General features: G+C 62.9%; 23 protein-coding genes and 1 tRNA gene. 14 read left to right on the top strand and 10 right to left on the bottom strand.

Annotated elements, in window-relative coordinates:
- Positions 1–14: 14 nt before the first annotated feature.
- Positions 15–926: a LysR family transcriptional regulator gene (locus JMY24_RS17960; RefSeq protein WP_128594503.1), complete on the bottom strand. Its 912-nt coding sequence runs from the start codon at positions 924–926 to the stop codon at positions 15–17.
- A 191-nt stretch (positions 927–1117) separates the two neighbouring features.
- Between JMY24_RS17960 and speB the strand changes: the two genes are divergently transcribed.
- Positions 1118–2107: an agmatinase gene (speB, locus tag JMY24_RS17955; protein WP_128594504.1), complete on the top strand. Its 990-nt coding sequence runs from the start codon at positions 1118–1120 to the stop codon at positions 2105–2107.
- 97 nt (positions 2108–2204) lie between these two features.
- Here the strand turns inward: speB and cytX are convergent, their stop codons facing one another.
- A complete protein-coding gene (gene cytX / locus JMY24_RS17950) occupies positions 2205–3521 on the bottom strand; it encodes a putative hydroxymethylpyrimidine transporter CytX (protein ID WP_201702601.1) in 1317 nt (438 codons plus the stop codon).
- A gap of 265 nt (positions 3522–3786) precedes the next feature.
- Between cytX and JMY24_RS17945 the strand changes: the two genes are divergently transcribed.
- The 10 genes from JMY24_RS17945 to minE all read left to right on the top strand — a co-directional run bounded on the left by JMY24_RS17945 (position 3787) and on the right by minE (position 11442).
- The gene (locus tag JMY24_RS17945) at positions 3787–5100 is read left to right on the top strand and encodes a replication-associated recombination protein A (RefSeq protein ID WP_128591958.1); all 1314 of its coding nucleotides are present in this window, start codon (positions 3787–3789) and stop codon (positions 5098–5100) included.
- A gap of 63 nt (positions 5101–5163) precedes the next feature.
- Positions 5164–6459 carry a serine--tRNA ligase gene (gene serS, locus JMY24_RS17940; protein WP_128594506.1) on the top strand — a complete coding sequence of 432 codons (1296 nt, stop codon included), beginning with the start codon at positions 5164–5166 and terminating at the stop codon, positions 6457–6459.
- Between the two features lie 167 nt (positions 6460–6626).
- A tRNA-Ser gene (locus JMY24_RS17935) sits at positions 6627–6716 on the top strand.
- Positions 6717–6873: 157 nt separating this feature from the next.
- Positions 6874–7053: a hypothetical protein gene (locus tag JMY24_RS17930; protein ID WP_201702599.1), complete on the top strand. Its 180-nt coding sequence runs from the start codon at positions 6874–6876 to the stop codon at positions 7051–7053.
- Positions 7054–7458: a type II toxin-antitoxin system death-on-curing family toxin gene (locus JMY24_RS17925; RefSeq protein WP_128594507.1), complete on the top strand. Its 405-nt coding sequence runs from the start codon at positions 7054–7056 to the stop codon at positions 7456–7458.
- A 235-nt stretch (positions 7459–7693) separates the two neighbouring features.
- Positions 7694–8479 (top strand): type I methionyl aminopeptidase, encoded by a 786-nt coding sequence (gene map, locus JMY24_RS17920; protein WP_128591960.1) that lies wholly within the window; start codon positions 7694–7696, stop codon positions 8477–8479.
- A gap of 180 nt (positions 8480–8659) precedes the next feature.
- A complete protein-coding gene (locus tag JMY24_RS17915) occupies positions 8660–9193 on the top strand; it encodes a GNAT family N-acetyltransferase (protein WP_128594508.1) in 534 nt (177 codons plus the stop codon).
- A 228-nt stretch (positions 9194–9421) separates the two neighbouring features.
- The gene (minC, locus tag JMY24_RS17910) at positions 9422–10252 is read left to right on the top strand and encodes a septum site-determining protein MinC (RefSeq protein ID WP_128594509.1); all 831 of its coding nucleotides are present in this window, start codon (positions 9422–9424) and stop codon (positions 10250–10252) included.
- A gap of 102 nt (positions 10253–10354) precedes the next feature.
- Positions 10355–11170, top strand: coding sequence for a septum site-determining protein MinD (gene minD, locus JMY24_RS17905; protein WP_027799748.1), 816 nt, complete (start codon positions 10355–10357; stop codon positions 11168–11170).
- 14 nt (positions 11171–11184) lie between these two features.
- Positions 11185–11442: a cell division topological specificity factor MinE gene (gene minE, locus JMY24_RS17900; protein ID WP_020065213.1), complete on the top strand. Its 258-nt coding sequence runs from the start codon at positions 11185–11187 to the stop codon at positions 11440–11442.
- A gap of 74 nt (positions 11443–11516) precedes the next feature.
- Here the strand turns inward: minE and JMY24_RS17895 are convergent, their stop codons facing one another.
- Positions 11517–13034, bottom strand: coding sequence for a chloride channel protein (locus tag JMY24_RS17895; RefSeq protein ID WP_236597440.1), 1518 nt, complete (start codon positions 13032–13034; stop codon positions 11517–11519).
- Between the two features lie 209 nt (positions 13035–13243).
- On the opposite strand from JMY24_RS17895, the gene waaC reads away from it, so the two are divergent.
- Complete coding sequence (gene waaC / locus JMY24_RS17890; RefSeq protein WP_128588478.1) at positions 13244–14245, top strand: lipopolysaccharide heptosyltransferase I; 1002 nt, start codon at positions 13244–13246, stop codon at positions 14243–14245.
- 550 nt (positions 14246–14795) lie between these two features.
- On the top strand, positions 14796–14933 hold the full coding sequence (locus JMY24_RS17885; RefSeq protein WP_164701812.1) for a hypothetical protein: 138 nt from the start codon (positions 14796–14798) through the stop codon (positions 14931–14933).
- Positions 14934–14979: 46 nt separating this feature from the next.
- Here the strand turns inward: JMY24_RS17885 and JMY24_RS17880 are convergent, their stop codons facing one another.
- The 5 genes from JMY24_RS17880 to JMY24_RS17860 form a co-directional block, all read right to left on the bottom strand.
- Positions 14980–15159 (bottom strand): hypothetical protein, encoded by a 180-nt coding sequence (locus tag JMY24_RS17880; protein WP_020065217.1) that lies wholly within the window; start codon positions 15157–15159, stop codon positions 14980–14982.
- A gap of 151 nt (positions 15160–15310) precedes the next feature.
- A complete protein-coding gene (locus JMY24_RS17875) occupies positions 15311–16618 on the bottom strand; it encodes an MFS transporter (protein ID WP_128588480.1) in 1308 nt (435 codons plus the stop codon).
- 408 nt (positions 16619–17026) lie between these two features.
- Positions 17027–17563, bottom strand: coding sequence for an energy transducer TonB family protein (locus JMY24_RS17870; protein WP_128594511.1), 537 nt, complete (start codon positions 17561–17563; stop codon positions 17027–17029).
- Positions 17564–17751: 188 nt separating this feature from the next.
- Entirely contained in the window at positions 17752–19158 is a 1407-nt protein-coding gene (gene argH / locus JMY24_RS17865; protein ID WP_128594512.1) for an argininosuccinate lyase, read from the bottom strand.
- Between the two features lie 267 nt (positions 19159–19425).
- Complete coding sequence (locus JMY24_RS17860; RefSeq protein WP_201702598.1) at positions 19426–20250, bottom strand: helix-turn-helix transcriptional regulator; 825 nt, start codon at positions 20248–20250, stop codon at positions 19426–19428.
- Between the two features lie 173 nt (positions 20251–20423).
- Here JMY24_RS17860 and JMY24_RS17855 point away from each other — a divergent pair, with 173 nt between their 5' ends.
- Positions 20424–21176, top strand: coding sequence for a class I SAM-dependent methyltransferase (locus JMY24_RS17855; RefSeq protein WP_201702594.1), 753 nt, complete (start codon positions 20424–20426; stop codon positions 21174–21176).
- An 83-nt stretch (positions 21177–21259) separates the two neighbouring features.
- On the opposite strand, the gene JMY24_RS17850 is transcribed toward JMY24_RS17855, so the two are convergent.
- Positions 21260–21739, bottom strand: coding sequence for an OmpA family protein (locus JMY24_RS17850; protein ID WP_128594513.1), 480 nt, complete (start codon positions 21737–21739; stop codon positions 21260–21262).
- Between the two features lie 325 nt (positions 21740–22064).
- The gene (gene ppc / locus JMY24_RS17845) at positions 22065–25268 is read right to left on the bottom strand and encodes a phosphoenolpyruvate carboxylase (protein ID WP_201702592.1); all 3204 of its coding nucleotides are present in this window, start codon (positions 25266–25268) and stop codon (positions 22065–22067) included.
- Positions 25269–25543 lie beyond the last annotated feature (275 nt).

Raw genomic sequence — 25543 nt, 5'->3', positions numbered from 1 at the left:
ACGCGGTGCGGGCGTTACGCTTTTGCTTCGACGGCATGGGCGGCCTTCATGTCGTCGATGAACGCTTCGACGATATCCGTTCGATGCTGCCGTGTCCGCGTAACCATATGAAACGCGACGCGATAGCGCATCAGCGCAGGGTTCAACGCGGCGAGCAGTCCTTGCTCGACGAACGGCGCCGCGAAGTGTCCCGGCAGATAGCCGAGGTGATGCCCGGACAGCACGAGCATGGCGACCGCTTCCATGTTGTCTGCGACCGCGGTGACGTTGCGCGGCGTTGTCGAACTTTCGGCTTCGGGCAACGGATAGCTGCGCCACGCCCATTCGTGCGTCGCAGCTTGCTCCGGCGACACGCCGCCGGCTGAACCAAACAGCGGATGACCTTTCGCGCAATACGCGAACTGATCTTCGGCAAACACTTCGGTGTATTCGAGCGACGGCACGCGATGCCAGAAATAGCCGATGCCCACCTGAATCCGGCCATTGAGCAGCAACTCTTCGAGCTCGCCAGGCGAGCGCACCAGAATTGAAAATCGGACCGACTGATCGCGCGAGCGGAACCGGCCGATTGCGTTGCTAATGCGCGCACTCGCCGATACGGGCGTGTGCCCGATCATGCCGATGTCGAGCGTGCCAACGAGCTTGCGGCCCACATTGCGCGCCTGCATGCCGAAACTGTCGACAGCACTGAGCAGCGCGCGAGCAGCCTCGGCGAACTGTTCGCCGCGCGCGCTCAGTCGAAACCCGCCGCGGCCGCGTTCGCACAGCCGATACCCCAGGCGCGTTTCGAGTGTGGCGAGTTGCGTGCTGATGGTCGACTGGCCGACGTTGAGCGCGGCCTGGGCCGACGAGACGCCGCCCGCGTCCACAATGGCCAGAAACACGCGGATGAGCCGCAAATCGAGGTCGGTGAGTTGGGAGAACATGCGTCAGGATACATCGCTGTGAATCGATGTAAAGGTTATTGCGCGGCTATTTTAAGTCGACGAGAACTGCTCAAGAATGGAGATTCACCCGGCATGCAGGCGTTCCGAGTGCCTGCGGAATGCATCAACGCATCTATCGAGCCGGTTTGCAGATTTCCAACTGCTGCGTTTTCTTTCATTGCCGAGTCACGATGAATACTTCCTCTTTCATTTCTCCTGAAGCCGGTGAGCGGCCGCAGCCGCTGTCCGGCAATGCAATGCCGCGCTGCGGCGGCATTGCCACGATGATGCGGCTACCGAACGTGGGCTCGGCGGAGGGATTCGACGCATGTTTCGTCGGCGTGCCGTTCGATCTGGGCACGTCCAACCGCACTGGCGCGCGCTTCGGGCCGCGCCAGATTCGCAGCGAATCGGTGCTGCTGCGCCCTTACAACATGGCAACGCGCGCGGCGCCATTCGATTCTCTGCGTGTGGCCGATCTCGGCGACGTCGCGATCAATCCGTACAACCTGCACGATTCGATCGCGCGGATCGAAACGGCTTACGACGAGATACTTCAGCACGATTGCAAGCCGGTCACGCTCGGCGGCGATCACACCATCGCGTTGCCTATTCTGCGGGCGATCCATCGCAAACACGGCAAGGTCGGCCTGATTCACGTCGACGCCCACGCCGACGTCAACGACACGATGATGGGCGAGAAGATCGCACACGGCACGCCGTTTCGTCGCGCGGTGGAAGAGGGGCTGCTCGACTGCGAGCGCGTTGTGCAAATCGGTCTGCGCGGCACGGGCTATGCGGCAGAAGATTTCGACTGGTGCCGCGATCAGGGCTTCGAGGTCGTGCAGGCCGAGGCATGCTGGAACCAGTCGCTTGCGCCGCTGATGGCACGCGTGCGCGAGCGCATGGGCGACGGCCCGGTCTATATCACGTTCGACATCGACGGTATCGATCCGGCCTTTGCGCCCGGCACCGGCACGCCTGAAATCGCCGGGCTGACTGTTCCGCAGGCGCTCGAAATCATTCGCGGCGCGCGCGGCTTGAATATCGTCGGATGCGATCTGGTGGAAGTGGCGCCACCGTACGATCCGTTCGGCACGACGGCGCTGCTCGCCGCGAACCTCGCGTTCGAGTTGTTGTGCGTGCTGCCGGGCGTCGAGTACCGGACTGCTGCTCGCTGAGCTTTGTCGCCATCCGCTGCGATGCGAGGCGCGGCGGCCACAACAAAAAAGGCCTGCAAATGCAGGCCTTTTCTTTAACGACGGCGAATTGACCCGCTCACGCGTAAGCGGTTTTGCGCGTCGACACGAACGCGAGATAGCACACCGCGCCGATCACCAGCGCGGGCAGCGTCGCACCGAGGTTCGGCAGCCATTGGTTGATCGCCTGGTAAGCGGCGATGCCGATCGCCCACGCAATGAACGCGCTCAGATGCCAGCCGCCCGAAAAGCCGTAACGGCCGCGCACGTCGGCGAGCACGGCGGCTTCTATACGGCGCTTGCGCACGATGAAGTGATCGACCAGCACCACGCCGAAAAGCGGCGCGAACACCGAGCCGATCAGCAAAAGGAAGTTCTGATACTTCGCCATCGGTATAAGCAGCGCGATCAACGTGCACAGCGCGCCGAATGCCGCCGACAGCATCGGCACACTGCCGCGCGCCCAGAAGGTGCCCGTCGACACCGCTGCCGAATGAATGTCGGCGAATGCGTTGTCCACTTCGTCGATCAGAATGAGCAGCAATGCGAGCCCGCCGCCGGCTTGCGCGAGCGCGCTTGTGAGTAGCGCGTCGCCGCCACCGGCGGCCAGACCGTAGATCGCGCCCAATGCATAGAACCAGATGTTCGCAATGCCGTAGCCGAGTAGCGTGCCGCGAAACGTGTCGCCGGCGCGGCGGCCGAAGCGCGTGTAGTCCGCGATCAACGGCAGCCAGGAAAGCGGCATCGCCACCACCAGGTCGATCGCGCCGCCGAACGACATCTCGCCAGTGCCGGGGCGGCGCATCATCGCGCTCAGGTCGTGCTGCGCGAGCAGACTCCATGTGAGCCATGCCGCGCCTGCGAGCAGCAGCCAGATGCCCCACGTGCGCAGAAAGCGCCGCACGAACGACAGCGGACCGCTGATCGCGAGCAGCGTCGCGAGCAAGCCGAAGACGACGGTCCAGACGAGCGGCATCGAAAGACCGAACGCCTGCTTGGCGAGCGCATCGGCGGAATCGCGCATGACGATCACTTCGAACGAACCCCAGCCGACCAGTTGCACGGCGTTCAGCACAGCCGGCACCGACGCGCCGCGCACGCCGAGCGTCGGACGCAGCGAGGACATCGCCGCGAGCCCGGTGTCCGTGCCGATCACGCCCGCGAGAGCCAGCAGAACCACGCCGATCGCGCTGCCGATCACGATGGCCAGCAACGCGTGCGGCAGCGACAGTCCCGGCACTAGCAGCGCGCCGGCTTGCGCGACCAGCAGGCCGATGCCGAGCGAGAACCAGAGCGCGAACGCGTCGCCGGTACGGAAGGCGCGGCGCGCGTCGGGCACCGGCGTGAGCGGCGCGTAGGTGGAACCGGCGTCGCCGGCGAGTGGATCTTGTGCCATCGGGTGTTGTCCCTGAGTCGTGTTGCTGTTGCTGTTGCTGTTGCTGTTTCGGTTGCTCTTGTATGCGAGTTCGCGTGCGTGTTCAAGATGCGCCGCGCTCGTTCTCGCTCGGTCACTGTCATAATGCAGGACGTTTCCCACGCCTCGCGCCTTGCGCGTGCGGGTTTTGCGCTCTCGTCCGGCAGCATGCCGCCTCCAGGCCGACCAACACACGGACCATCGCGCGGACCGCGTCCGGAAAAGCCGAGATTATCCCCAAAACGTCATGTTCGAAGAAACCCGTGCCAATGTCCCGCTCGCCGAACGCCTGCGGCCCCGCAATATCGACGAAGTGATCGGCCAGAAGCATCTGCTCGGCCCGAACAAGCCGCTGCGGGTCGCATTCGAATCCGGCGAAGCGCATTCGATGATCCTCTGGGGCCCGCCGGGCGTCGGCAAGACCACGCTCGCGCGGCTCATGGCCGACGCGTTCCACGCGGAGTTCATCGCGTTGTCGGCGGTGCTGTCCGGCGTGAAGGATATCCGCGAGGCGGTCGAGACCGCGCAGATTCATCGCGCGAACGGACATCAGACGCTCGTGTTCGTCGACGAAGTGCATCGCTTCAACAAGAGTCAGCAAGACGCGTTCTTGCCGCATGTGGAGTCGGGGCTCTTCGTATTCATAGGCGCGACCACGGAGAATCCGTCGTTCGAGGTGAACAGCGCGTTGCTGTCGCGCGCCGCGGTGTACGTGCTCAAAAGTCTCACCGAGGAAGAATTGGGCGAGCTGCTCGAGCGCGCGCAACAGGAACTCGGCGGCCTCACGTTTACCGACGAAGCGCGCGATGCGCTGATCGGTTCCGCCGACGGCGACGGCCGCAAGCTGCTGAACAACCTGGAAATCGTCGCGCGCGCGGCTTCCCAGCAGAAGACCACGGAGATCGACGGCCCGTTGCTCGGCAGCGCGCTCGCCGAGAATCTGCGCCGCTTCGACAAGGGTGGCGATGCGTTCTACGACCAGATCAGCGCGTTGCATAAATCGGTGCGCGGCAGCAGCCCGGACGGCGCGCTCTACTGGTTCTGCCGCATGCTCGACGGCGGCGCGGACCCGCGCTATCTGGCGCGCCGCATCGTCCGGATGGCGTGGGAGGACATTGGTCTTGCCGACCCGCGTGCCGCGCGTATCGCGCTCGACGCCGCCGAGACCTACGAGCGACTCGGCACGCCCGAGGGCGAGCTTGCGCTTGCGCAGGCGATCATCTATCTGGCCGTCGCGCCGAAGTCGAATGCCGGCTACAACGCGTACAACGAAGCGCGCCGCTTCGTGAGCAAGGACAAGTCGCGTGGCGTGCCGGTGCATCTGCGAAACGCGCCGACGAAGCTCATGAAGGAACTCGGCTACGGCCACGAGTATCGCTACGCACACGACGAACCGGATGCATACGCGGCCGGCGAGACGTATCTGCCCGAGAACATGCGCGATCCGCATTGGTACACGCCGACGCCGCGCGGCCTCGAAGGCAAGATCGGCGACAAGATGGCGCGTCTTGCCGAACTCGACGCGCAGTGGCGCAACGAGAACAAGCCCAAGAAGGGTTGAGCCTGGCCGGTGCCGCCGGTGCGCTAAAATCCCACCTTCATACAACGAATACCGCCCCATCCCATGCTCGACATCCAGTTGCTGCGCAAAGACCTCGACGGCGTCGCGAAACGCCTCGCCGACCGCGGCTATACCCTTGACGTGGCGGCCTTCACCGCGCTCGAAGCGGAACGCCGCGACACCCAGACCCGCACCGAAGAAATGCAGGCGCGCCGCAACAGCCTGTCGAAGCAGATCGGCGCGATGAAAGGGCGGGGCGAGGACACTTCGGCCCTGATGGCGGAAGTTGGCGGCATCGGCGACGAGATGAAGGCGTCGGCGGCGAAGCTGGACGACATTCAAAAACGTCTGTCAGATCTTCTGCTCGGCGTGCCGAATCTGCCGCATGAGAGCGTGCCGGCAGGACGCGACGAAACGGACAATGTGGAGGTGCGCCGCTGGGGCACGCCGCGTCAGTTCGATTTCGAAGTGAAGGATCACGTGGATGTGGGCACGCCGCTCGGCCTCGATTTCGAGACCGGCGCCAAGCTGTCGGGCGCGCGCTTTACGATGCTGCGCGGGCAGATTGCGCGGCTGCATCGCGCGCTCGCGCAGTTCATGATCGACACGCACACGCAGCAGCATGGTTATACGGAGATTTACACGCCGTATATCGTGAATCCGGAAATTCTGTACGGCACCGGCCAACTGCCGAAGTTCGCGGACGACATGTTCCGCGTCGAGAAGGGCGGCGGCGAAAACACGGTCACGCAGTATCTGATCTCCACGTCGGAAATTTCGCTGACCAACACGGTGCGCGACAGCATCGTCGAAGCCGGCGCGTTGCCGATCAAGCTGACCGCACATTCGCCGTGCTTTCGCTCGGAAGCGGGTTCGTATGGACGCGACACGCGCGGCATGATCCGTCAGCATCAGTTCGACAAGGTTGAAATGGTGCAAATCGTGGCGCCGGAAACGTCGTATGACGCGTTGGAACAGATGGTCGGCCACGCCGAGACGATTCTGCAAAAGCTCGAATTGCCGTACCGCGTGATCACGCTGTGCACGGGTGACATGGGCTTCTCAGCGACAAAGACTTATGACCTCGAAGTCTGGCTGCCGGCGCAGAACACCTATCGCGAAATTTCGAGTTGTTCGAACACGGAGTCGTTCCAGGCTCGCCGGATGCAGGCGCGCTACCGGAACGCGCAAGGCAAGCCGGAACTCGTACATACGCTGAACGGTTCGGGTCTTGCGGTGGGTCGCACGCTCGTGGCCGTGCTCGAGAACTTCCAGAACGCCGATGGCTCCGTTACGGTGCCGGCGGCACTGCGGCCGTACCTTGGCGGCGTCGAGCGGCTGGAAGTCCCGGCGGCCTGATTCGCTTTGGGCGGACGCAACAGCATGGTTTGATCGCCGGGTCTCGTCGAAATTTTTTTGGCGAGGTACTTGGAAATCCAATTCAGCTGTTCTATAATCTTTCTCTCCCAAGCAGCGACCCGCTTGGATCTGACAAAACCGCCTCGTTGTGGCAAGTCGGAAAACACGGAAAGGTGGCAGAGTGGTCGAATGCGCCGGACTCGAAATCCGGTGTACCTTTAGGGGTACCGTGAGTTCGAATCTCACCCTTTCCGCCAAATTCAGAAAACAGGCCCTTCGGGGCCTGTTTTCGTTTCTATATCGCAAGTGCTAAGCTTGCTGCTGAAACCAAGTGCGGTTTTCGCCATTAGTACGGACGCCAAGCTAGCGATTCCGAGATTCGCTGCACCGATTAATGGGCTCTGGAGGTGCAACATGGCCGAGAAAAAACATATTACCGAGTTGTACGGCGTTCAGTTAGCGCCGCGAGTAATGGTGCGTCCGAAAGCATCGGTCAGCGTCGCCACTGAAAAGGAAAAAACGGACGTGCTGCGCTCCGCACGCAGGGTCATCTCGGAGCACCGCGAGGTCCTGATAGCGCTAAAGGATCGGTGAGTGCTCGACCTCGATTACGTCATCACCATTCACGATGAAATTCTCGCGGAGCTAGGCGGCCTGGCGGGTTATGCCGCAGGCGGGCGGGGCGGAGTAGAGGCGGCTCTGCAGCGCATCGAGAATCACGCACACTACAATGGTCTCGACGACGTGTTCGGCATCGCCGCCATGTACGCTGTGGCAATTGCCAAAGGCCACGTGTTCAACGACGCAAACAAACGCACTGGACTTACCTGCTGCTTGACCTATCTCGAGCGTGAAGGCTTCGAAATTCCTCGGACGCCAGAGCTCGAGGAAGCCATGGTTGCGATCGCAGACGACACTATCGACTACGAGATTTTCGCTTCGTATCTGAGCTCCATATGGGGTTTGTCGAACCGTTGTTCCCCGCAACTGGAAGAATAGCGCTGCTATTGTGCTCGGTGAGCCAGCGCAAGGGGCGAATTCTTCAGCCATCTTTGAGTGCTTCTTGAGTGCTTCGATACGCTCTGCTAATTTGCTCTGCTCGCACGCCATACGATTGTCTTCGCACGACGAGTTCTCCACCCCCCCCCGCTTTACCCGGCCCCCACGCCGATCCTCTGTACAATTGGCCGTTCGATTGAACATCGACCTCCCTTCGAACCCATCGACCGCATACATGGCCATTACCTACAAGACTCCTGACGACATTGCCAAGCTGCGTATCTCGGGCCGCCTCGCGGCCGACGTGCTGGCCATGATCGGCGAGCACGTGAAGGCCGGTGTCTCCACCGACGAGTTGGACGCACTGTGCAACGACTACATCGTCAACACGCAAAAGTCGATTCCGGCCAACGTCGGTTATCTGGGTTTTCCAAAGACGGTGTGCACATCGGTCAATCAGGTGGTTTGCCACGGCATTCCGAACCGCAGCGAAGTGCTGAAAGACGGCGACATCATCAATATCGACGTGGCGATCATCAAAGACGGCTACTTCGGCGACACGAGCCGCATGTATTGCGTCGGCCAGCCGAGCACGGTGGCGCGTCAACTGGTCGACACGACCTATGAGGCGATGCTCGCGGGCATCCGCGAAGTGAAGCCGGGGGCTACGCTTGGCGATGTCGGCCACGCGATCCAGAAGGTCGCGCAGCGCGACGGCTTTTCGATCGTGCGCGACTATTGTGGCCACGGCATCGGCAAGGTTTATCACGAAGACCCGCAGGTTTTGCATTACGGCCAGCCGGGGCAAGGCGTGCGTCTGAAGCCCGGCATGGTCTTCACGATCGAGCCGATGATCAACGCGGGCCGCGCCGGCACCACGGTGTTGCGCGACGGCTGGACGGTGGTCACGAAGGACCGCTCGCTGTCGGCGCAGTGGGAACACATGATCGCCGTCACCGAAGACGGCTACGAACTCCTCACGCCCTGGCCGGACGGCACCGGCAGTTACGCAGCACCGTGAGGCAAACACGCTTCGCATGACGTCGACGCGCACGGCGCCGGGCGCGCGACATGCTCAGGGTTCCCTGCGCGCTTTGCGTGAACCAGCTTGCGCGATAAGATCGCCCGGCAAAGAATGAATTGACTCTCGCGCTGGTTCGGTTAAAGCTACGGCTTAAGGTTTCAAGGGGTTTTCGTCTGCATGAGTCCGTCACTGACCGTTCGCCGTATCGCCGCTGATCAGGGCGCCGTTTTTCGCGAACTCCGTACCGCGTCCCTGCGTGAGGCGCCCTATGCGTTCGGCGCAACGCTAGAAGACGCGTTGTCCGCGGACGCCGCCAGCTTCGACGTCGTCGCCGCAGAACACGCGGTTTCTCTCGCCATCAGCACTTTCATTCTCTACACCGAGGGTCATCCGGCCGGACTGGTCGAAGCGCACTTCGAAGAAGCGGCGGAGCGCCGCGCATTCGTGTGCGAACTGTGGGTGGCGCCTGCGGTCCGGCATCTGCGCGGCGGTGAGTTACTGGTCGATACGGCTAGCGGCTGGCTCGCCAAGGAAGGCGCGGACGAGATCTACGCCTGGGTCGCCGACTCGAATCGCAACGCGATGCGCTTTTACGAAGCGCTCGGTTTCGGGCCTACAGGCGAACATCGGCGCGTCGTGCGTGCGCCCGAGCAGGTCGAAAGTCTGCTTGTTCGCCACGTGCCGTCCACGTCGCCAGCAGTTGACCGGTGATCTATCGAGCGGCGCAACAGTCTGCCGCCCGTTTTGCATCTCCATCGGCATCTCCATCCGTATCCCCTTCGCATCCTCAGCAGCGTTCCCGCCTCGCCCGTTCATGTGCGGCGCGCTCCGATCGTTTCCGCGCGAGCGCATGTGAATATCCAGCCGCTCGTTGTCCGGCAAAAAATCTCGCCGCGCGCGCGGACGCCTGTAAAATACGCAAAATTTTTGCCGAACGTTATGTCGCCCAAGAAATCGCCCTTTTTCGAACTCCGCAGCGGTTCCGTCGACACGCTCCTGTTTGTGGTCAAGACAACCGACCTCGATGCCATGCGTGCCGAGCTGACCCGGCGCTTCGAGGCGACCCCCGAATTTTTCGCTAACGACGTCGTCGCTATCGACGTGCGCCGGCTCGCCGGCAACGAACGCCTGCCGCTCGCCGAGATCGCACAGTTGCTCGAGAGCGTGCGCATGCGTCCGGTCGGCGTGGTCGCCGACACGCAGCAGTCATGGGCGGCGGAGTCGGCGCTGCCGTTGCTCGAAGCGCGCGACCGCCGCGGCGCGTCCGCGAAATCGGCTGACGAAGAAGCGGCGGGTGCATCGGCGGCAGACATGGCCGACGCAGCAAACTCCAACTCAGGCGCAAGCGCAGCGCCTGCAAATCAGGCGGCCGCAGCCGCATCGGTTGAGACCGCGCCTGCGGCAGCCGCCGAGCCCGTGCGCCTTGCCACGTCTTCGCAAACCATGGTGGTGGAAAAGCCGCTGCGCTCGGGCCAGCGCATCTACGCAAAGGGCGATCTCGTCGTGCTTGGGCTCGTGAGCTACGGTGCGGAAGTCATCGCTGAAGGCAATATCCATATCTACGCGCCGTTGCGCGGCCGTGCGCTCGCGGGCGTGCAAGGCAATCACGACGCGCGCATTTTCTGCACGTGTCTCGAACCGGAACTCATCTCGATCGCGGGCATCTATCGGACGACCGAGAACCCGCTGCCGGCCGACGTACTCGGCAAGGCGGTGCAGATCTGGCTCGAAGAAGAAAAGTTGATGATCGAACCATTGCGGCTCACGTAAGCGCTGTCGGATCCGCTGCGCTGAACGTTGACGGCGCGCGGCGTCCGGGGCGAAATATGGCCGCACATAATTGACGAATTTGACGAACACAAGGTAAGGGTAATGGCAAAAATCATTGTGGTGACATCGGGCAAGGGTGGCGTGGGCAAGACGACCACGAGCGCGAGTTTTGCATCGGCCCTCGCATTGCGTGGCAGCAAGACCGCCGTGATCGACTTCGACGTCGGCCTGCGCAACCTCGATCTCATCATGGGCTGTGAGCGCCGCGTCGTGTACGACCTGATCAACGTGATTCAGGGCGAAGCCAATCTGAACCAGGCGCTGATCAAGGACAAGAAGTGCGAGAACCTCTTCATCCTGCCGGCCTCGCAAACGCGTGACAAAGATGCGCTGACCATGGAAGGCGTCGAGAAGGTCATCAACGACCTGATCGCGATGGACTTCGAATACATCGTGTGCGACTCGCCGGCCGGTATCGAATCGGGCGCGCTCCTCGCCATGCACTTTGCTGACGAAGCGCTGATCGTGACGAACCCGGAAGTGTCGTCGGTGCGCGACTCGGACCGCATTCTCGGCATCCTGTCATCGAAAACCAAGCGCGCGATCGAAAGCAAGGAGCCGATCAAGGAACACCTGCTGATCACGCGCTACAACCCGAAGCGCGTGAGCGAAGGCGAGATGCTGTCGCTGACCGACATCCAGGAAATCCTGCGCATTGACCTGATCGGCGTGATCCCGGAATCCGAAGCGGTGCTGCACGCGTCGAATCAGGGTCTGCCGGCTGTGCATCTCGACGGCACCGACGTGGCCGAAGCTTATAAAGACGTCGTATCGCGTTTTCTCGGCGAGCAGAAATCGCTTCGCTTTACCGATTACCAGAAGCCCGGGCTGCTGCAGCGCCTCTTCGGCACCAAGTAAGGGGAGCGCACGTTATGTCGATTCTTTCGTTTTTGCTGGGCGAGAAGAAGAAATCCGCGTCGGTAGCGAAGGAACGCCTGCAGTTGATCATCGCGCACGAGCGCGCCGGCGGTCATGCTCCCGCCGATTATCTGCCTGCGTTGCAACGCGAACTGGTAGCCGTGATTTCGAAGTACGTGCGGATTTCGGACGACGACATCCGCGTGAGTCTCGAGCGCCAGGACGACCTCGAGGTTCTCGAGGTCAAGATAGAGATTCCGCAGACCTTATAAGCCCGCTGCTCGCTGGGCGAGGTGGGCTCGGCGCGTGTTGAAGCGCGCCGCGAACGAACGTCGGCGAGCTCAGGTCAGGGACGAGGTGTGGGCGAGCCGCCTTCAGTTGGTCTATCAGCTGGTCTATCAGTTGGCTTGTCAGCTGAAGTGCGAGCGGAGGTATCAGCAGAACTGTCCGCAGACGGCTCGTTGGAGCGATCCGCGTCGATCACTTCCGCCACCGGCTCCGATGCGTCGACTTCGGGCGCATCCACCGCGGGCACTTCCGGCACCGGAGCGGGCGCCGGGCCCGGCAGCGGCGCCATGTAGCGCTCGGAAAGCGCCTCATAAAGCGGCGGCGCGAAAAAGCGCGACACGCGGCTCGCAATGAGCGCGGTGGCCATTAGCGAAATCACGAGCGCGTGACCGTTGATCATCTCCATCACGATCACAAAAGACGTGATCGGCGATTGCGTGACCGCGGCCAGATAGCCGACCATGGCGAGGGCGATCAGCATCGGCAGTTGCATGGAGCCGAACACCATGTGCAGCAGATTGCCGAAGCCTGCGCCGATCGACAGCGATGGCGCGAAGATGCCGCCCGGAATGCCGGGCAGATATGAGCCGACCATCGAAATCATTTTGAGGAACGGATAGAACACCGACAGCTGTTCGTGTCCGTCGAGCAATCCGCGTGCTTCCGCATAGCCGCTGCCGAACGTGGTGCCGCCTGAAACCAAGCCGACTCCCGCAATCACGAAGCCGCACAGCGCGGCGAACACGACAGGCCGCTCGCCGTGCAATTGACGCAGCGGCGCGGGAATCCAGCGCGCGGTGTTCAGCAGCAGCCAGCAGAACACGCCGCCCGCAATACCCGTAATGATGGCCGTAAGCAGCACCGCGAGCGCAAGCAGATTGGGAAAGTGCGCGCCGATCTGAATGGTGCCGAAGTACGTATAGTTGCCGTTCAGTCCGAGCGCAATCACACCGGCAATGATGATGGCAGTAATCAGCACGCCGCTCGCGCGGGCTTCGAAACTGCGCGTCAACTCCTCGATGGCGAACACGATACCGGCGAGCGGCGTATTGAACGCCGCCGACAAACCCGCCGCCGCGCCGGCCAGCACCAGTTGCCGCTCGATCAGCGCATTCGAACGCGGATAAAGCCTGCGCAGATTGAACATGAGGGCCGCGCCCACTTGCACGGTCGGCCCTTCGCGGCCGATCGTAAATCCGCCGAGAATCGCCAGAAAAGACACCGCGATCTTGCCGACCAGAATGCGGAACGACAGCAGCCGCGCGCCATATTCGCCGGGTTTGGAATGAAGCGTGGCGATCACCTGAGGAATCCCGCTGCCCTCGGCGCCGCGAAAGAACTTGCGCGTGAGCCACACGGCGAGCGCGGCCACCGCGGGTGTAATGATGAGCGGCGCCCATACATGCTCGCGCTGCACCGCCCGGAATTCCTCGTAGCCCCAGTCTATGAGCCGCGCATAGAGCACCGCCACGAGCCCGACCGCGATCGCGCCGAGCCAGAAAATGCCGTACTGGCGCCAAAGACGTCTCGCGCGACGCACGATCCCGGATGAAAGAAGAGGTTGCGCTCGCGACATGAGATCTGGATGTGCAAAGGGTGAAGTATAAAGCGTGCGGAAAACGTAAAACCGTATGAAAGCCTTGTGAAATAGAGTAAAAAGGCATGTTGTAAGGCGCACGATGTAAGACGCCGTATTGTTTTCCGGCGGTCGCACTGCCCGGTTCAGCAAAGACTATTCCTTTCGTCGGCTAAAATACCTTGACGTTGAACAACCAAAGGTCCTCAATGAAGCGAGTCCTTATCGTCAAGGTCACCTCACTCGGCGATATCGTGCAAGCGCTGCCCGTCGTGGCGGACATCAAACGCGCGTTTCCTGGCGTTCAAGTGGATTGGGCCGCAGACGAAGCATTCGCCGAAGTGGCGCAATGGTGCAAGGGCATCGACCGCGTGCTGTTCGCGCCGCTGCGGCGCTTCAAGAAAGCGCGCCGGTGGGCCGACTTGAAGGCGATCGCGGCGTCCATCGCGGAGCTGCGTGCGTATCGCTACGATTACATCATCGACATTCACGGCGTGTACAAAAGCGCGATCATCGCGTTTCTGGCCCGCTCGTCGCGTTGCATCGGCTATCAGTCTCAGGACCTGGGCGAGCGCGGCGCCGCGTTTGCGTACACGGGGCGCTTCGGTCCGCGTCCGCAATGCAATGCGTGGCACGGCATGCGTATCAGCGCGGGCGAGGCCCTGGGCTACGAAGTAGAGGGCCCGCCTGTCTACGACCTGAAGTTGCCGGAGCCCGTAAGACCGCCGTTCGAAGGCGAGCGCGCGCCAGTCGCCGCGCTTTTTCATGCGACGTCGAAAGACGACAAGAAATGGCCGGTCTCGCACTGGGCGGTGGTCGGCACCGAGCTCTCCCAACGCGGCTTCCGCGTGGTCTTGCCCTGGGGTTCGGAAGGCGAGCGCATCGAGGCCGAGCAGATCGCCGCGCAAGTGCCAGGCTCGAAAGTTCTGCCGAAGATGACCGTGACCGAAATCGCGCAAATGATCGACGCATGCTCGCTGGTGGTCGGCGCGGACACCGGTTTCGTCCACCTCGCACATGCACTGCTGAAGCGCACTGTGATGGTTTTCGTGGCGACGTCGCCGGAGCATTGCGGCGTGGAAGCACCGTTTCGCTCGATCTCGGTCGGCGACGGCCTTTCGGTGCCGCCCATCAGCGCCGTGCTCGATGCCATCGACTACGTGCACAGCAAGCCGCCCGCCGCCGCTGGGCAGGGCTCCGCTGCGGCTTGAGCGCAGCTTCTGCCGGCAATCGTTTGCTCAAAAGAAAAGGGCGTCACGCGCAGAGTGCCTATGCAACCGGCACTGTTACGTGACGCCCCTGGAAACGCCCGCGTCGGGGAACGTCGGGCGAAGAGGATTCGGCTTGCTGCGCAACCATGCGACGCATGAATCGCCCATTACACGGTTGTTAAATCTGTCGCTTTTCGTTGGTTGCCGGAGCGGTCGCGCCTGCTGCGCGCGCCCCGGTAGTTGGTGAATGTGGGCGTGAGTGCCGCTCGCAAACCGCGCTGGACCGACGCCGCGCCTGTCTTAAGGAGGGCCACAAGGCAACACCCTCAAGGCGCATCACCGGCCGACATGTTCAAGTCAGTATAGGCGGTGTTTTCATCTGGCGTGAGCGTGCGTTGCCATGTGTCCGGTCGAGTCGCGCGAGTCGGCGAACGTGTGTAACACACGCGTGATCTTCCCTTACAACTGGCAACGTTCTGGCAGCCGCGCGTCGTGTTCAATCGAGTCATTCGAGATTTTCTCGAACGAACCTGACTCGACGGAGAACAACATGAAACGCCTGCTCCTGACTCTGATCGCCGGCACCGTGCTCGCAACCCTGCTTGGCGGCTGCGTTGTCGCGCCGGCGCCGGGCTATTACTACGGCGGTGGAGGCTACTACCACCATCACGGCTATTACTATCGTTGAGCTGGCGGCCTGGCGCAAAGCCGGCCCGCGAGGCGCGGTCCGAGCGTCAGGCGACCAGCATCTCGAACGCGATGACAGCCGTAATGGCCGCCGCGTTCGCCGCCAGTGCCTCGACAACAATGCCTTTCCAGGTGGCGGGACGAAAACGCAGCGCCAGCAGCAGCGAACACAACAGCGCGAGCGCGATGATCGTCACGACGTCGGCATTATGTAGATGAAGGTTCATCCGGGCCTCCCTGCTTGCCATGGGGTCATTCAGGTCGAGTATAGGCAAGTCAAAAAGGCGCGCAAGGCGGGGGATTCACTCAGCGAAACCCCCGCCAGGCAGGGACTTCAGCGATAAACCCGCCGGAGTTCCCCGCCTGCGGATCAACGCGTCACATCAAGCGCGAGTCGCGCGTCTCGCGCATGCACAGCACGCCGATCATGCTGACGGCCGCTGCGATCGACACATACGCCCCCACCCACGGCAGCCCGCCGCGCGCGGCCAGCATTTGCGCGATGTACGGCGCAACCGATGCGCCGAGAATCCCGCCCAGGTTGTACGACACGCCCGCGCCGGTATAACGCACGTTGGTGGGAAACAGTTCGGGCAGCAGCGCGCCCATCGGCGCGAACGTCACGCCCATCAGGAACAGTTCAATGATGAGGAACAGCAGCACGAGCGGCGTTTGTCCGCTGCCGAGGAGCGGCGCCATGGTGAAGCCCGACAGGACCGCTGCGACGATGCCCACGATCAGCACCGGCTTGCGGCCATAGCGGTCGCTTGCCCATGCGGACAGCGGCGTGGCGAGCGCCATGAACACCACGGCAATGCACAGCAGCCCGAGGAACGTCTGCCGCGGAATGTGCAGCACCGACACGCCATAGGACAGCGAGAACGTGGTCGCGTTATAGAACAGCGTGTAGCAGACCACCATCGCCAGCGCGCCCAGCAGCGTGGGCATCCAATGCCGCGACAGCAGTGTCGCGATGGGCACCTTCACGCGCTCCTGACGCTCGATGGCGGCCTGGAAGGCCGGCGTCTCCGCGATCTTCAGCCGCACGTAAAGCCCGAGCGCGACCAGCACCGCGCTCACGAGGAACGGCACGCGCCAGCCCCAGCTACGGAACTGCGCGTCGCTCAACGACATCGCAAGAGCGAAGAAGAGGCCGTTGGACGCGAGAAAGCCAATAGACGGTCCGAGTTGCGGGAACATGCCGAACCAGCCGCGCTTGCCGGCAGGCGCATTTTCGGTGGCGAGCAGCGCCGCGCCGCCCCATTCACCGCCCAGGCCAATGCCCTGGCCAAAACGCAAGATGCACAGAAGGATCGGTGCAAGACTGCCGATCGAGTCGTAGCCTGGCACGAAGCCGATCAGCGTGGTGGAGACGCCCATCACGAGCAAAGACGCGACGAGCGTCGATTTACGGCCGATGCGATCGCCGAAATGGCCGAACAGGAACGAGCCGATTGGCCGCGCGACGAACGCAATGCCGAACGTGACGAAAGCCGACAGCGCCTGAGCCGTTGCCGAGCCATGCGGAAAAAACACTGGGCCGATGACGAGCGCCGCGGCGGTCGCGTAGACGTAGAAATCGTAGAACTCGATCGCGGTGCCGATGAAGCTCGCGAAGATGATCCGCGCGCTTTTGGTGTGTCCGGCCGCATTGGGCTCGGCCGCGGAAATCGGCGATGTGGACATGCAGGGTCTCCATGTATCGTGATGCCGCGTTGCCTCGCTCGATAGCGGCGCAGTGAGACTGCGCAGCGGCGCGGTCAATCGGCATCTTTGTTCAGGTTCGTGCGCTTGAGTCGAACTCGCGTCGGCGATGCGGCTGACGGGCGACGAACCCGCAGCATACAACGTCGGCCGTAGGGACTCGCGCGCGAATGCGGCCCTCTGCGCGTGCATGGCGTTGACGCCGCGACGCAGCAAAGGCGTTTGCGTGGCGCGCGTGGATGACGCGGCGCCGCGATAGGTGGCAGCAAGCCGCGCCCGCGGATGAGCGGGCGGCCTGCACCGTGCCGGAGGCTCCGGCGAGGAATCGGAAAATTATAGCGAGCGCGGCGCTTGCGCAGCAAGGCGGCTGGCCGATCGGCCAGGCCGCGCTCAGTCGATGGTCAGCGATTGCGGCGAGGCCAGTTCGCGCAGCTGGAACTTACCGTCGTCGTTGAACAGCCAATCTTCGAACAGTTCGAGCTGGCCGCGGCCGTTCAACAATTTGCCCGGCGGCAATGGCAGCGGTGACGCACGCCGCAGGGTGGCGAGCGCGGTACTTTCCGCTTCGTCGTCACCGTTCGTGCGATACACCGACGACGCGACAACGTGCCCGTTGCGATCCACGGTGAACGACACGACGACGAGCGAGCGCAGCATTGCTTGCGGCTTGCCGCGCAGCACATACGAAGGATTGCGCTCGACGATGCGTTGCGCGACGGCCTCGCGATACTGATCGAGCGTCGCGCTGTTGACTGCGGCGGGCGGCGTCGCGACGACCGCCTTTGGCGGCGGTGTGATCGTGCAGCCGGCGATGCCGAGTGCGAGCAACGCCATGATTGCGCTGCCGCGTAGAGATAGGGACCATGCGCTGCCGCGGCGAGCGCTGCATTCAGTCATGGGGCGAAGGAGGCGCGTGCGGGTAAGCATGATGAACCACTAACGAGGGCAGAACCTGTTTTGATGGTAGTCAAAAACCGCCGCGTTTCAATCCGCGTTCGCCCAGGTATGTCGGCGAAGGCGCCAGAAAAAAGGCGAACTCGCCAACGAGTTCGCCTTCGCAATCCGTTATGCATGAACGCGCCGATGCCGGCGCATTCGCGCAAGTTCAACGCGTGTCAGTTCAACGCTTGCCGTGCCGCTTTGACCGCGGCCAGCACCTGCTCGGGTGCTGTGCCGCCCGGATGATTGCGGCTGGCAACCGAGCCTTCGAGCGTCAGGTACGAGAACACGTCGTCGCCGATCAAATGTGCGACGTTCGGCAATTCCGCGCGCATTTCCTCGAGCGCGAGGTCCGCGAGATCGCAGCCGCGATCCGCGCAGATGCGCACAGCCAGCGCAACGGCTTCGTGCGCGTCGCGAAACGCCAGTCCGCGCTTGACGAGGTAGTCGGCGAGATCGGTTGCGGTAGAGAACCCTTGCAACGCGGCGTCGCGCATGGCTTGTGGCTTCACCGAAATGCCCGCGACCATTTCCGCGAAGATGCGCAGTGTATCGGCGACGGTGTCCACCGTGTCAAACAGCGGTTCCTTGTCTTCCTGATTGTCCTTGTTGTACGCGAGCGGCTGGCCTTTCATCAGCGTGAGCAGCGCCATCAGATGACCGTTCACACGGCCGGTCTTGCCGCGCGCGAGTTCGGGCACGTCAGGATTCTTTTTCTGCGGCATGATCGACGAACCCGTGCAGAAGCGGTCGGCCAGATCGATGAAGCCGACGCGCGGGCTCATCCACAGCACGAGTTCTTCGGAGAAGCGCGAGATGTGCGTCATGACGAGCGCCGACGCCGCCGTGAATTCGATCGCGAAGTCGCGGTCGGACACCGCATCGAGCGAGTTCGCGCAGATGCCGTCGAAGCCGAGTGTCTTTGCCACCGCGTGGCGGTCGATCGGATAGCTCGTGCCGGCCAGTGCCGCCGCGCCCAGCGGCAGACGATTCACGCGTTTGCGGCAATCGAGCATGCGCTCGGCGTCGCGAGAAAACATTTCGACGTAGGCGAGCAGGTGATGGCCGAACGTGACCGGCTGCGCGACCTGCAAATGCGTGAAGCCGGGCATGATGGTCGACGCGTTCTTCTCCGCCATGTCGAGCAGCGCCGTGCGCAGTTCCTTCAACAACGCGCCGATGCGGTCGATCTCGCCGCGCAGCCACAGGCGGATGTCGGTCGCGACCTGGTCGTTACGCGAGCGGCCCGTGTGCAGGCGCTTGCCGGCGTCGCCGATGAGCGCGGTGAGGCGCGCTTCGATGTTCAGGTGAACGTCTTCCAGGTCGAGTTGCCACTCGAACTCGCCTCGCTCGATTTCGCCCTTGATCTGCGCCATGCCGCGTTGGATCGCGGCGAGGTCTTCGGCGGCGATGATCTTCTGCGCGCCCAGCATCGAGGCGTGCGCGAGCGACCCTTCAATGTCGACGAGCGCCAGACGCTTGTCGAAGAATACCGACGACGTGTAGCGTTTGACGAGCTCCGACATCGGCTCCGAGAAGCGAGCCGACCAGGCTTCGCCTTTTTTGTGCAGTTGGGACGTCATGGTTTTGGACAGTTAAGCGGCAGTTATGCAGCAGTTAAGTGGCGATCGGGCGAGCGGTAAGAAGCTGACGGCGCGGATGCGCCTGGCATGACTGCGAGCGCGCTGCCGAAGCATGGAAAGACAGGGATTTTAACACTGGCACAACGCCGCGCCGACGACCGGACCGCGCCGCGTAGGCGAGGCCGAGCGCGTCGGCTAACCGGGGCTTGCACGGCCGCTCATACAGCATGCTGGCTTGCGGCCCGCAATGGCGGCTCGTGCAGCTGCTTATTCGCGGACCAGCACTACCAGCTTCAGATCCTCGCGATGCGCGGGCTTGAACGTAATCTGATCGTAGACGAGCCGGCCGTCGCGCGGATGATTGAATTCGCGACGCCCGCCTTCGCGGCCTCCGACGTCTTGCGAAGCCCAGAAGCGCGCAAACGCGTCGCTCGCGGCGGTGAGCGAATCGATCAACGCACGCGTTGGCGCGTCGTTCAGATGACGGATCGAATCCGCGCGAAACTCGGCGGCTAGACGACGCGCGCGCGTGTCCCAGTCGACGATCAACTCGCGCGCCGCCGGCTCCGTGAACGTGTAGCGCAGCAGATTGCGGTCATGCGAACCGTCGAGCCAGCCGACGAAAAGATCGGCCGCGCGTTGGTTCCAGGCGAGCGCATTCCATTGCCGGTCGAGCACATAGGCGGGCGCGTTCACGAGTTGCACGGTCTGGAGCAGTGTGGCGGGCGCGTCGGCGGCGGCCGGGTCGGGTTCGGCCGGATCGCGCTGGGCGGCCAGCTCGAACAGGTACGCCCGCTCGGCCCGCGACAGTTGCAGCGCGACGGCGATACGTGCGAGCGCGTCGGCGGAAGCGGAAACCGGACGCCCTTGCTCGATCCATGTGTACCAGGTCGGACTCACGCCGCACAGCTGCGCGACTTCCTCGCGCCGCAAGCCGGGCGTGCGGCGGCGCGGGCCCGGCGGCAGGCCGACAGCTTGCGGCGACAGCCGTTCGCGGTGCGCGCGGATGAAGTCGCCCAGCGCCCGGGCGGGCGTGGCATCGAGCGGCGGCGGGTTGTCGGCGGAAGAGGGCGTGCTCGTTCGCGTGGTCATTCGTTTGGTGCGGCGTGAGGAGGGTGGTATAGATACCAGAATAATTGCTTAACTTGTACTGGTACACGGCGGGCTCTATTGTAGCGGCGTAGCGGCTCGAACGGCAGGCCGCGCTGCCAGCACCAGAAACGCGGATCCACACGACACAGTCCACGCAGACAACCGGAGCTATCATGAAGCATCACGATCAGGTCGCCGACGCCTTCGGCTCGACGGCCGCCGCCTATTTGACGAGTCCGACCCACGCAACCGGCGCCGATTTGCGGACGCTGGCTGAGTCGATCGCGGCGACGCCGGACGCGACGGTGCTCGACATGGGCTGCGGCGCGGGCCACGCGAGTTTTGCCGTCGCGCCGCACGCGAAAGAAGTGATCGCCTATGACATCGCCGCGCCGATGCTCGCCACCGTTGAAGGCGCCGCAAAGGATCGCGGCTTCGCCAACATTCGCACGCGGCAGGGCGCGGCCGAAAAATTGCCGTTCGCCGATCACACGTTCGACTGGGTCATCAGCCGGATGAGCGCGCATCACTGGCACGACGTGGCGCCGGCGCTCGCCGAAGTTCGGCGCGTGCTGAAGCCGGGCGGCCGGGTGCTGTTCATCGACATCGCCGGCATCGACCATCCGTTGCTGGACACGCATATTCAGGCAATCGAACTGTTACGTGACGGCTCGCATATTCGCGATTACCGCGCCGACGAATGGATCGCGCTCTTCGAAGCTGCGGGTTTCAAGGCCTCGATTCGCGAGCGCTGGCGCATCGACATCGAGTTCGGCTCGTGGGTGGCGCGCATGCGCACGCCCGAGCCGCGAGTGGTGGCGATCCAGTCGCTGTGGCGCAATTCGCCGGACGAAGTGCGGCAATACTTCGATGTGAAGGAAGACGGCTCTTTCAAGCTGGATGCGTTAATGGTCGAAGCGGGTTGAGAAGGCGTCTGCGGAACTTGAACCGATCTGCCGGAGCCGTGCTTGCTGTTTCAGGGCACGCGGCTCCAGGCTGTGCAGTTGGGCTACTGGATCGCCCTCGTTGTCGGCGTTACCCGTGGATCGCTACAAAGGCGTTCGCAGCCGCCTTCGCATATTGGGACTAGCGTCACGGCAATCTGATTCAACGCCTTGTTTCCCTTGCTGTCGATGTCCGGGCGTTTGATCTCTCGCGTATCCATCCAGATATTGCTTTCCTTGATTCCGAGTTGGATCAGATACGCGCGTAATGCTGATCCTCTCTGCCCTGCAAGCGCGAGGGGATCGCGTTCGATCGCATATCCACCTGCGTATATGATTCCCCTGATCTCAACGTTCGGCCATTGGCGAGCGGCTATTACCATTTCCGTAATTCTCAGCCGGTCAGAATTGGGAATCTCGGCAGAGTTGAGCGGTAAGCTGTCTTCCATGTTTTCGGAGACCGTGCACGCACTAGCCTGACTCGCCGCAATGAGAATGGACAGCGCTAAAAACGTCACCTTGGATGACGTTATAAATCTTTTCATCTTGTGCCTTATTCGTCGAATCCCACGTAACACGCCAAGCTGTCAGCATTGCGAATTGCCTGATGCGGGTTGGACTGCGCCCAGAACGACAACCCGATGTGGGTGCACTCGTGAATCAGTGTCAACACCTTGCAGCCCTTGACTGTGACCTCATACTGCCGTGTACGTAATGCGGCTCAAGCACAGCTTGCAAAACGCGTCACCAATGCACCAGAAACCGTTCCGGCAAACAATAAAGCCGAACGCGACCAATAGATGCACGTCCGGCTTTATCTCCAACTACATGGGCAGCGGCGCCTGCAAACGCCACTGCCATCCGCCACCGTCAGCCCGTATTCCGCAACCCCGCCGCGATCCCGTTGATGCTCAAATGAATCCCGCGCCGCACGCGCGCGTTGGTGTCGCCCGCGCGGTAACGCTTGAGCAATTCGACCTGCAGGTGATTGAGCGGATCGAGATAAGGGAAGCGGTTCTTGATCGAACGCGCGAGCAACGGATTTTCCGCGAGCCGTTCGCTCTTGCCGGTGATCTCCGACAACACTTTGGACGTGCGCTCCCATTCCGCGACGATCCGCTCGAACACATGCTTGCGCAGCTTCTTGTCCGTGACGAGCGCCGCGTAGCGCGAGGCCACCGCGAGGTCGGTCTTCGCCAGCACCATGTCCATGTTCGAGAGCAGCGTCGAGAAGAATGGCCAGCTCTTGTGCATTTTCTTCAGCTGCGCGAGACGGCGCCCGCGCTCGGCGTCGCTCGGCGCGCCGTCGAGATACGCGGCAACCGCACTGCCGAACCCATACCAGCCGGTCAGCAACAGCCGGCATTGGCCCCACGAGAAACCCCACGGAATCGCGCGCAAATCTTCGATCTTGCGTTGCTTCGGATCCTGCAACTTGCGCGACGCCGGACGGCTGCCGATGTTCAGTTCGGCGATCTCCGAGATCGGCGTGGACTCGAAGAAATACTCCTTGAAACCGGGCGTTTCATACACGAGCGCGCGATACGAGGCCATGGCCGCGTCGGACAATTGCTGCATCGTCGCTTCGAAAACCGGCAGCTCCGCGGGTGCCGTGCCATGCGGCAGCAACGACGCTTCGAGGGTCGCAGCCACCACCGTTTCCAGATTCCGCCGGCCAATTTCCGGATTGCCGAACTTGCTCGCGATCACTTCGCCTTGTTCCGTCAAACGGATCTGACCGTCGACGGTGCCGGGCGGCTGCGACAGAATCGCCTGATAAGTCGGGCCGCCTCCACGGCCGACGGTGCCGCCGCGTCCGTGGAAAAGGCGCAGCGTGATGCCGCGTTCGTTGAAGAGCGACACGAGCGCGAGTTCGGCGCGGTACAACTCCCAGTTCGACGTGAGGAAGCCGCCGTCCTTGTTGCTGTCCGAATAGCCGAGCATCACTTCCTGCTCGTTGCCCTGATGTTCGATGATCGAGTCGACGCCCGGCAGCGCAAGGAGATCGCGCATGATGTGCGGCGCGTTGCGCAAGTCGGGGATCGTCTCGAAGAGCGGGATCACCATCAGCGCGGCCTTGGCCGGATCATTCGCGTCACCGAGCCGCCCTTGTAGAAGGCCGGTCTCTTTTTGCAGCAGCATCACCTCGACCAGATCGCTGACCGTTTCCGTATGCGAAATGATGTAGTTGCGAACCGCGCGCGCGCCGAATTTCTCACGCGTGACACGCGCTTCTTCCAGCACGCCGAGTTCGCTCTTCACGAGATCGGAGTACTCGCCATACGGCAGGCGCAACGGGCGCGGCTGCGCAAGTTCCGCAAGCAGCACTTCCAGCTTCTCGCTTTCTGCGAGCGCGGCGTAGTCGTCATGAACGCCCGCGCGCTTCAGCAGTTCGGCGATCACCGCTTCGTGGATGTCCGAGCTCTGGCGCAAGTCGATGCTCGCGAGATGAAAGCCGAACACTTCGGCCGCACGCGCGAGCGGCGCGAGACGCGGCGCGGCGAGCGGAGCGCCATGATGCGCGGCGAGCGAATCGATCAGCACATGCAGGTCGCGCACGAATTCGGAGGCGTCGTCGTAGGGGGTCGCGCGAATCGGCGCTGCGCCGCGGCCCGCACTGCGCAGCGGCACGCTGCCTTCGCCGAGACGCACGCGCGCGCTTGCCGCGAGCCGCGTGTACATGCCGATCAGCGCACGGCGATAAGGCTCGTCCGTACGATGCGGCGAGCGGTCAGGCGAGATTTCCGCGAGCGCTTTGAGTTCGTCGCTCGCGCCGGCGAGCAGATTCGACACGGACAATTCCGCGCCGAGCTTGTGCACCTGCTCGAGGTAGTGTTCGAAGATCACCTCGGCCTGGCGCGCGATTGCATGTTCGAGCGTTTCAGCCGTGACGTTCGGATTGCCGTCGCGGTCGCCGCCGATCCAACTGCCCATCTGGAAGAACGGTGGCAGACGCGCTTCGAGGCCGTGCTCCTTGAGCGCCTCTTCGATATCGGCGTAAAGCGCGGGGATTTCTTCGAGGAAGGTAGCGCGGTAGTACGACAGCGCGTTTTCGATTTCATCGGCGACGGTGAGCCGCGAGTCGCGCAGCATCCGCGTTTGCCACAGCGACGTGACGCGCGCGCGCAGCATTGCTTCGTTATGCGCGCGTTCGCGGTCGGTCAACTGCTGATCGCGTTCGGCGAGCAGGTGCGCGACGTCGTGCTCCGCGTCGAGAATGCTCTTGCGCTGCACTTCCGTTGGGTGCGCGGTGAGCACAGGCACGATGAGCGCGTCGTTGAAAAACTGCTGCAACACGGGCGTGGCGGCGGCGCCCGCTTCGACGAGCCGCTCCAGCGCATGGGCAATGGTGCCCGGCTGCGCGGCGGAGCCTGCGAGCGCGTGAATACGGTGACGGCGATTGCGGTGGCGGTCTTCGGCGATATTCGCGAGATGCGAGAAGTAGCTGAACGCGCGCACCACGCTGACCGTCTGTTCGGGACTCAGCGAGCGCAGCTTTTTGTCGAGCGTCTGCACGGCGGCGTTGTCGTCTTCGCGGCGAAAACGCACGGCCGTCTGACGGATTGTTTCGACGACGTCGAACACCGCGTCGCCTTCCTGTTCCCGGAGCACGTCGCCGAGGAGCCGCCCCAGATAGCGGATGTCCTGGAAGAGCGGATGGTCCTTGTCGTCGCGCGTGCGGCCGTTGGTTTTGGGCGCGGCGACGACGGTGTCTTCGGAGACGGCTTGCAGCTTCGGCGCTTTGTCTTCCGCCTTGTTCTTCGCTTGCGCTTTAGAGTTCGTCTTTGCCTCCGTCTTCGCCTTGTTCGTGGCGGACGCGGCTTTGGCCGGCTTGTCCGCCTTCGAAGTCTTTACGGCTTTTTGCGGCTTGACCGGCGCGGCGGTTCTATCGGCCTTGATGGCTTTCGCGGCGTTGGCAGCCTTCGCGCCGGTGGTCGCCCGTTTGGCTTTGCCCGGCTGGGCAGTGCTTGCTTTAGACGATGCGGAAGCTGTGGACGCGTCGGCGTCGACAGTGGAAGCGTTGGGCGATGCAGTGTTGCGGCGGGCAGGGCGCGCCGATCCGGAAGACGTCACGATGGGTTTCCTCAGGGAAGCCAGGGTCTGTTAAGTGATGAACTGCTACTGCGGAACTCAAAACTGCACTGGAACTGCAACGTGAACTGCATTGAAGCGGTATGCACCGATGGCGATACGCCGAGGAGGAAGGCCGCGCGACCGCACAAGCTCTGCATGCGGCGCATGTTGCGCCGCATTGGATCATCGCGCATGCAGCGGCGCGATGCGCGAACGACCGTGCGTGAACAGGCCGCAATGGGACAGCCGCGCATGGCGCGAAGCCCGTCTCCTCC

The organism is Paraburkholderia kirstenboschensis, from assembly GCF_904848585.1.
Taxonomy (GTDB): Bacteria; Pseudomonadota; Gammaproteobacteria; order Burkholderiales; family Burkholderiaceae; genus Paraburkholderia; species Paraburkholderia kirstenboschensis.
The sequence above is the reverse complement of the archived record's forward strand: the minus strand, read 5'-3'. Positions and strand labels throughout refer to the sequence as shown.

Bases quoted from the DNA above. Each gene is read 5' to 3' on its own strand.
- JMY24_RS17855 (WP_201702594.1), top strand. From the start codon at position 20,424: ATGAAGCATCACGATCAGGTCGCCGACGCCTTCGGCTCGACGGCCGCC.
- JMY24_RS17875 (WP_128588480.1), bottom strand. From the start codon at position 16,618: ATGTCCACATCGCCGATTTCCGCGGCCGAGCCCAATGCGGCCGGACAC.
- JMY24_RS17885 (WP_164701812.1), top strand. From the start codon at position 14,796: ATGAAACGCCTGCTCCTGACTCTGATCGCCGGCACCGTGCTCGCAACC.
- JMY24_RS17915 (WP_128594508.1), top strand. From the start codon at position 8,660: ATGAGTCCGTCACTGACCGTTCGCCGTATCGCCGCTGATCAGGGCGCC.
- JMY24_RS17945 (WP_128591958.1), top strand. From the start codon at position 3,787: ATGTTCGAAGAAACCCGTGCCAATGTCCCGCTCGCCGAACGCCTGCGG.
- argH (WP_128594512.1), bottom strand. From the start codon at position 19,158: ATGACGTCCCAACTGCACAAAAAAGGCGAAGCCTGGTCGGCTCGCTTC.
- JMY24_RS17960 (WP_128594503.1), bottom strand. From the start codon at position 926: ATGTTCTCCCAACTCACCGACCTCGATTTGCGGCTCATCCGCGTGTTT.
- JMY24_RS17860 (WP_201702598.1), bottom strand. From the start codon at position 20,250: ATGACCACGCGAACGAGCACGCCCTCTTCCGCCGACAACCCGCCGCCG.
- JMY24_RS17930 (WP_201702599.1), top strand. From the start codon at position 6,874: ATGGCCGAGAAAAAACATATTACCGAGTTGTACGGCGTTCAGTTAGCG.
- waaC (WP_128588478.1), top strand. From the start codon at position 13,244: ATGAAGCGAGTCCTTATCGTCAAGGTCACCTCACTCGGCGATATCGTG.
- cytX (WP_201702601.1), bottom strand. From the start codon at position 3,521: ATGGCACAAGATCCACTCGCCGGCGACGCCGGTTCCACCTACGCGCCG.
- JMY24_RS17850 (WP_128594513.1), bottom strand. From the start codon at position 21,739: ATGAAAAGATTTATAACGTCATCCAAGGTGACGTTTTTAGCGCTGTCC.
- JMY24_RS17870 (WP_128594511.1), bottom strand. From the start codon at position 17,563: ATGCTTACCCGCACGCGCCTCCTTCGCCCCATGACTGAATGCAGCGCT.
- speB (WP_128594504.1), top strand. From the start codon at position 1,118: ATGAATACTTCCTCTTTCATTTCTCCTGAAGCCGGTGAGCGGCCGCAG.
- serS (WP_128594506.1), top strand. From the start codon at position 5,164: ATGCTCGACATCCAGTTGCTGCGCAAAGACCTCGACGGCGTCGCGAAA.
- minC (WP_128594509.1), top strand. From the start codon at position 9,422: ATGTCGCCCAAGAAATCGCCCTTTTTCGAACTCCGCAGCGGTTCCGTC.
- minD (WP_027799748.1), top strand. From the start codon at position 10,355: ATGGCAAAAATCATTGTGGTGACATCGGGCAAGGGTGGCGTGGGCAAG.
- JMY24_RS17880 (WP_020065217.1), bottom strand. From the start codon at position 15,159: ATGAACCTTCATCTACATAATGCCGACGTCGTGACGATCATCGCGCTC.
- JMY24_RS17895 (WP_236597440.1), bottom strand. From the start codon at position 13,034: ATGTCGCGAGCGCAACCTCTTCTTTCATCCGGGATCGTGCGTCGCGCG.
- map (WP_128591960.1), top strand. From the start codon at position 7,694: ATGGCCATTACCTACAAGACTCCTGACGACATTGCCAAGCTGCGTATC.
- minE (WP_020065213.1), top strand. From the start codon at position 11,185: ATGTCGATTCTTTCGTTTTTGCTGGGCGAGAAGAAGAAATCCGCGTCG.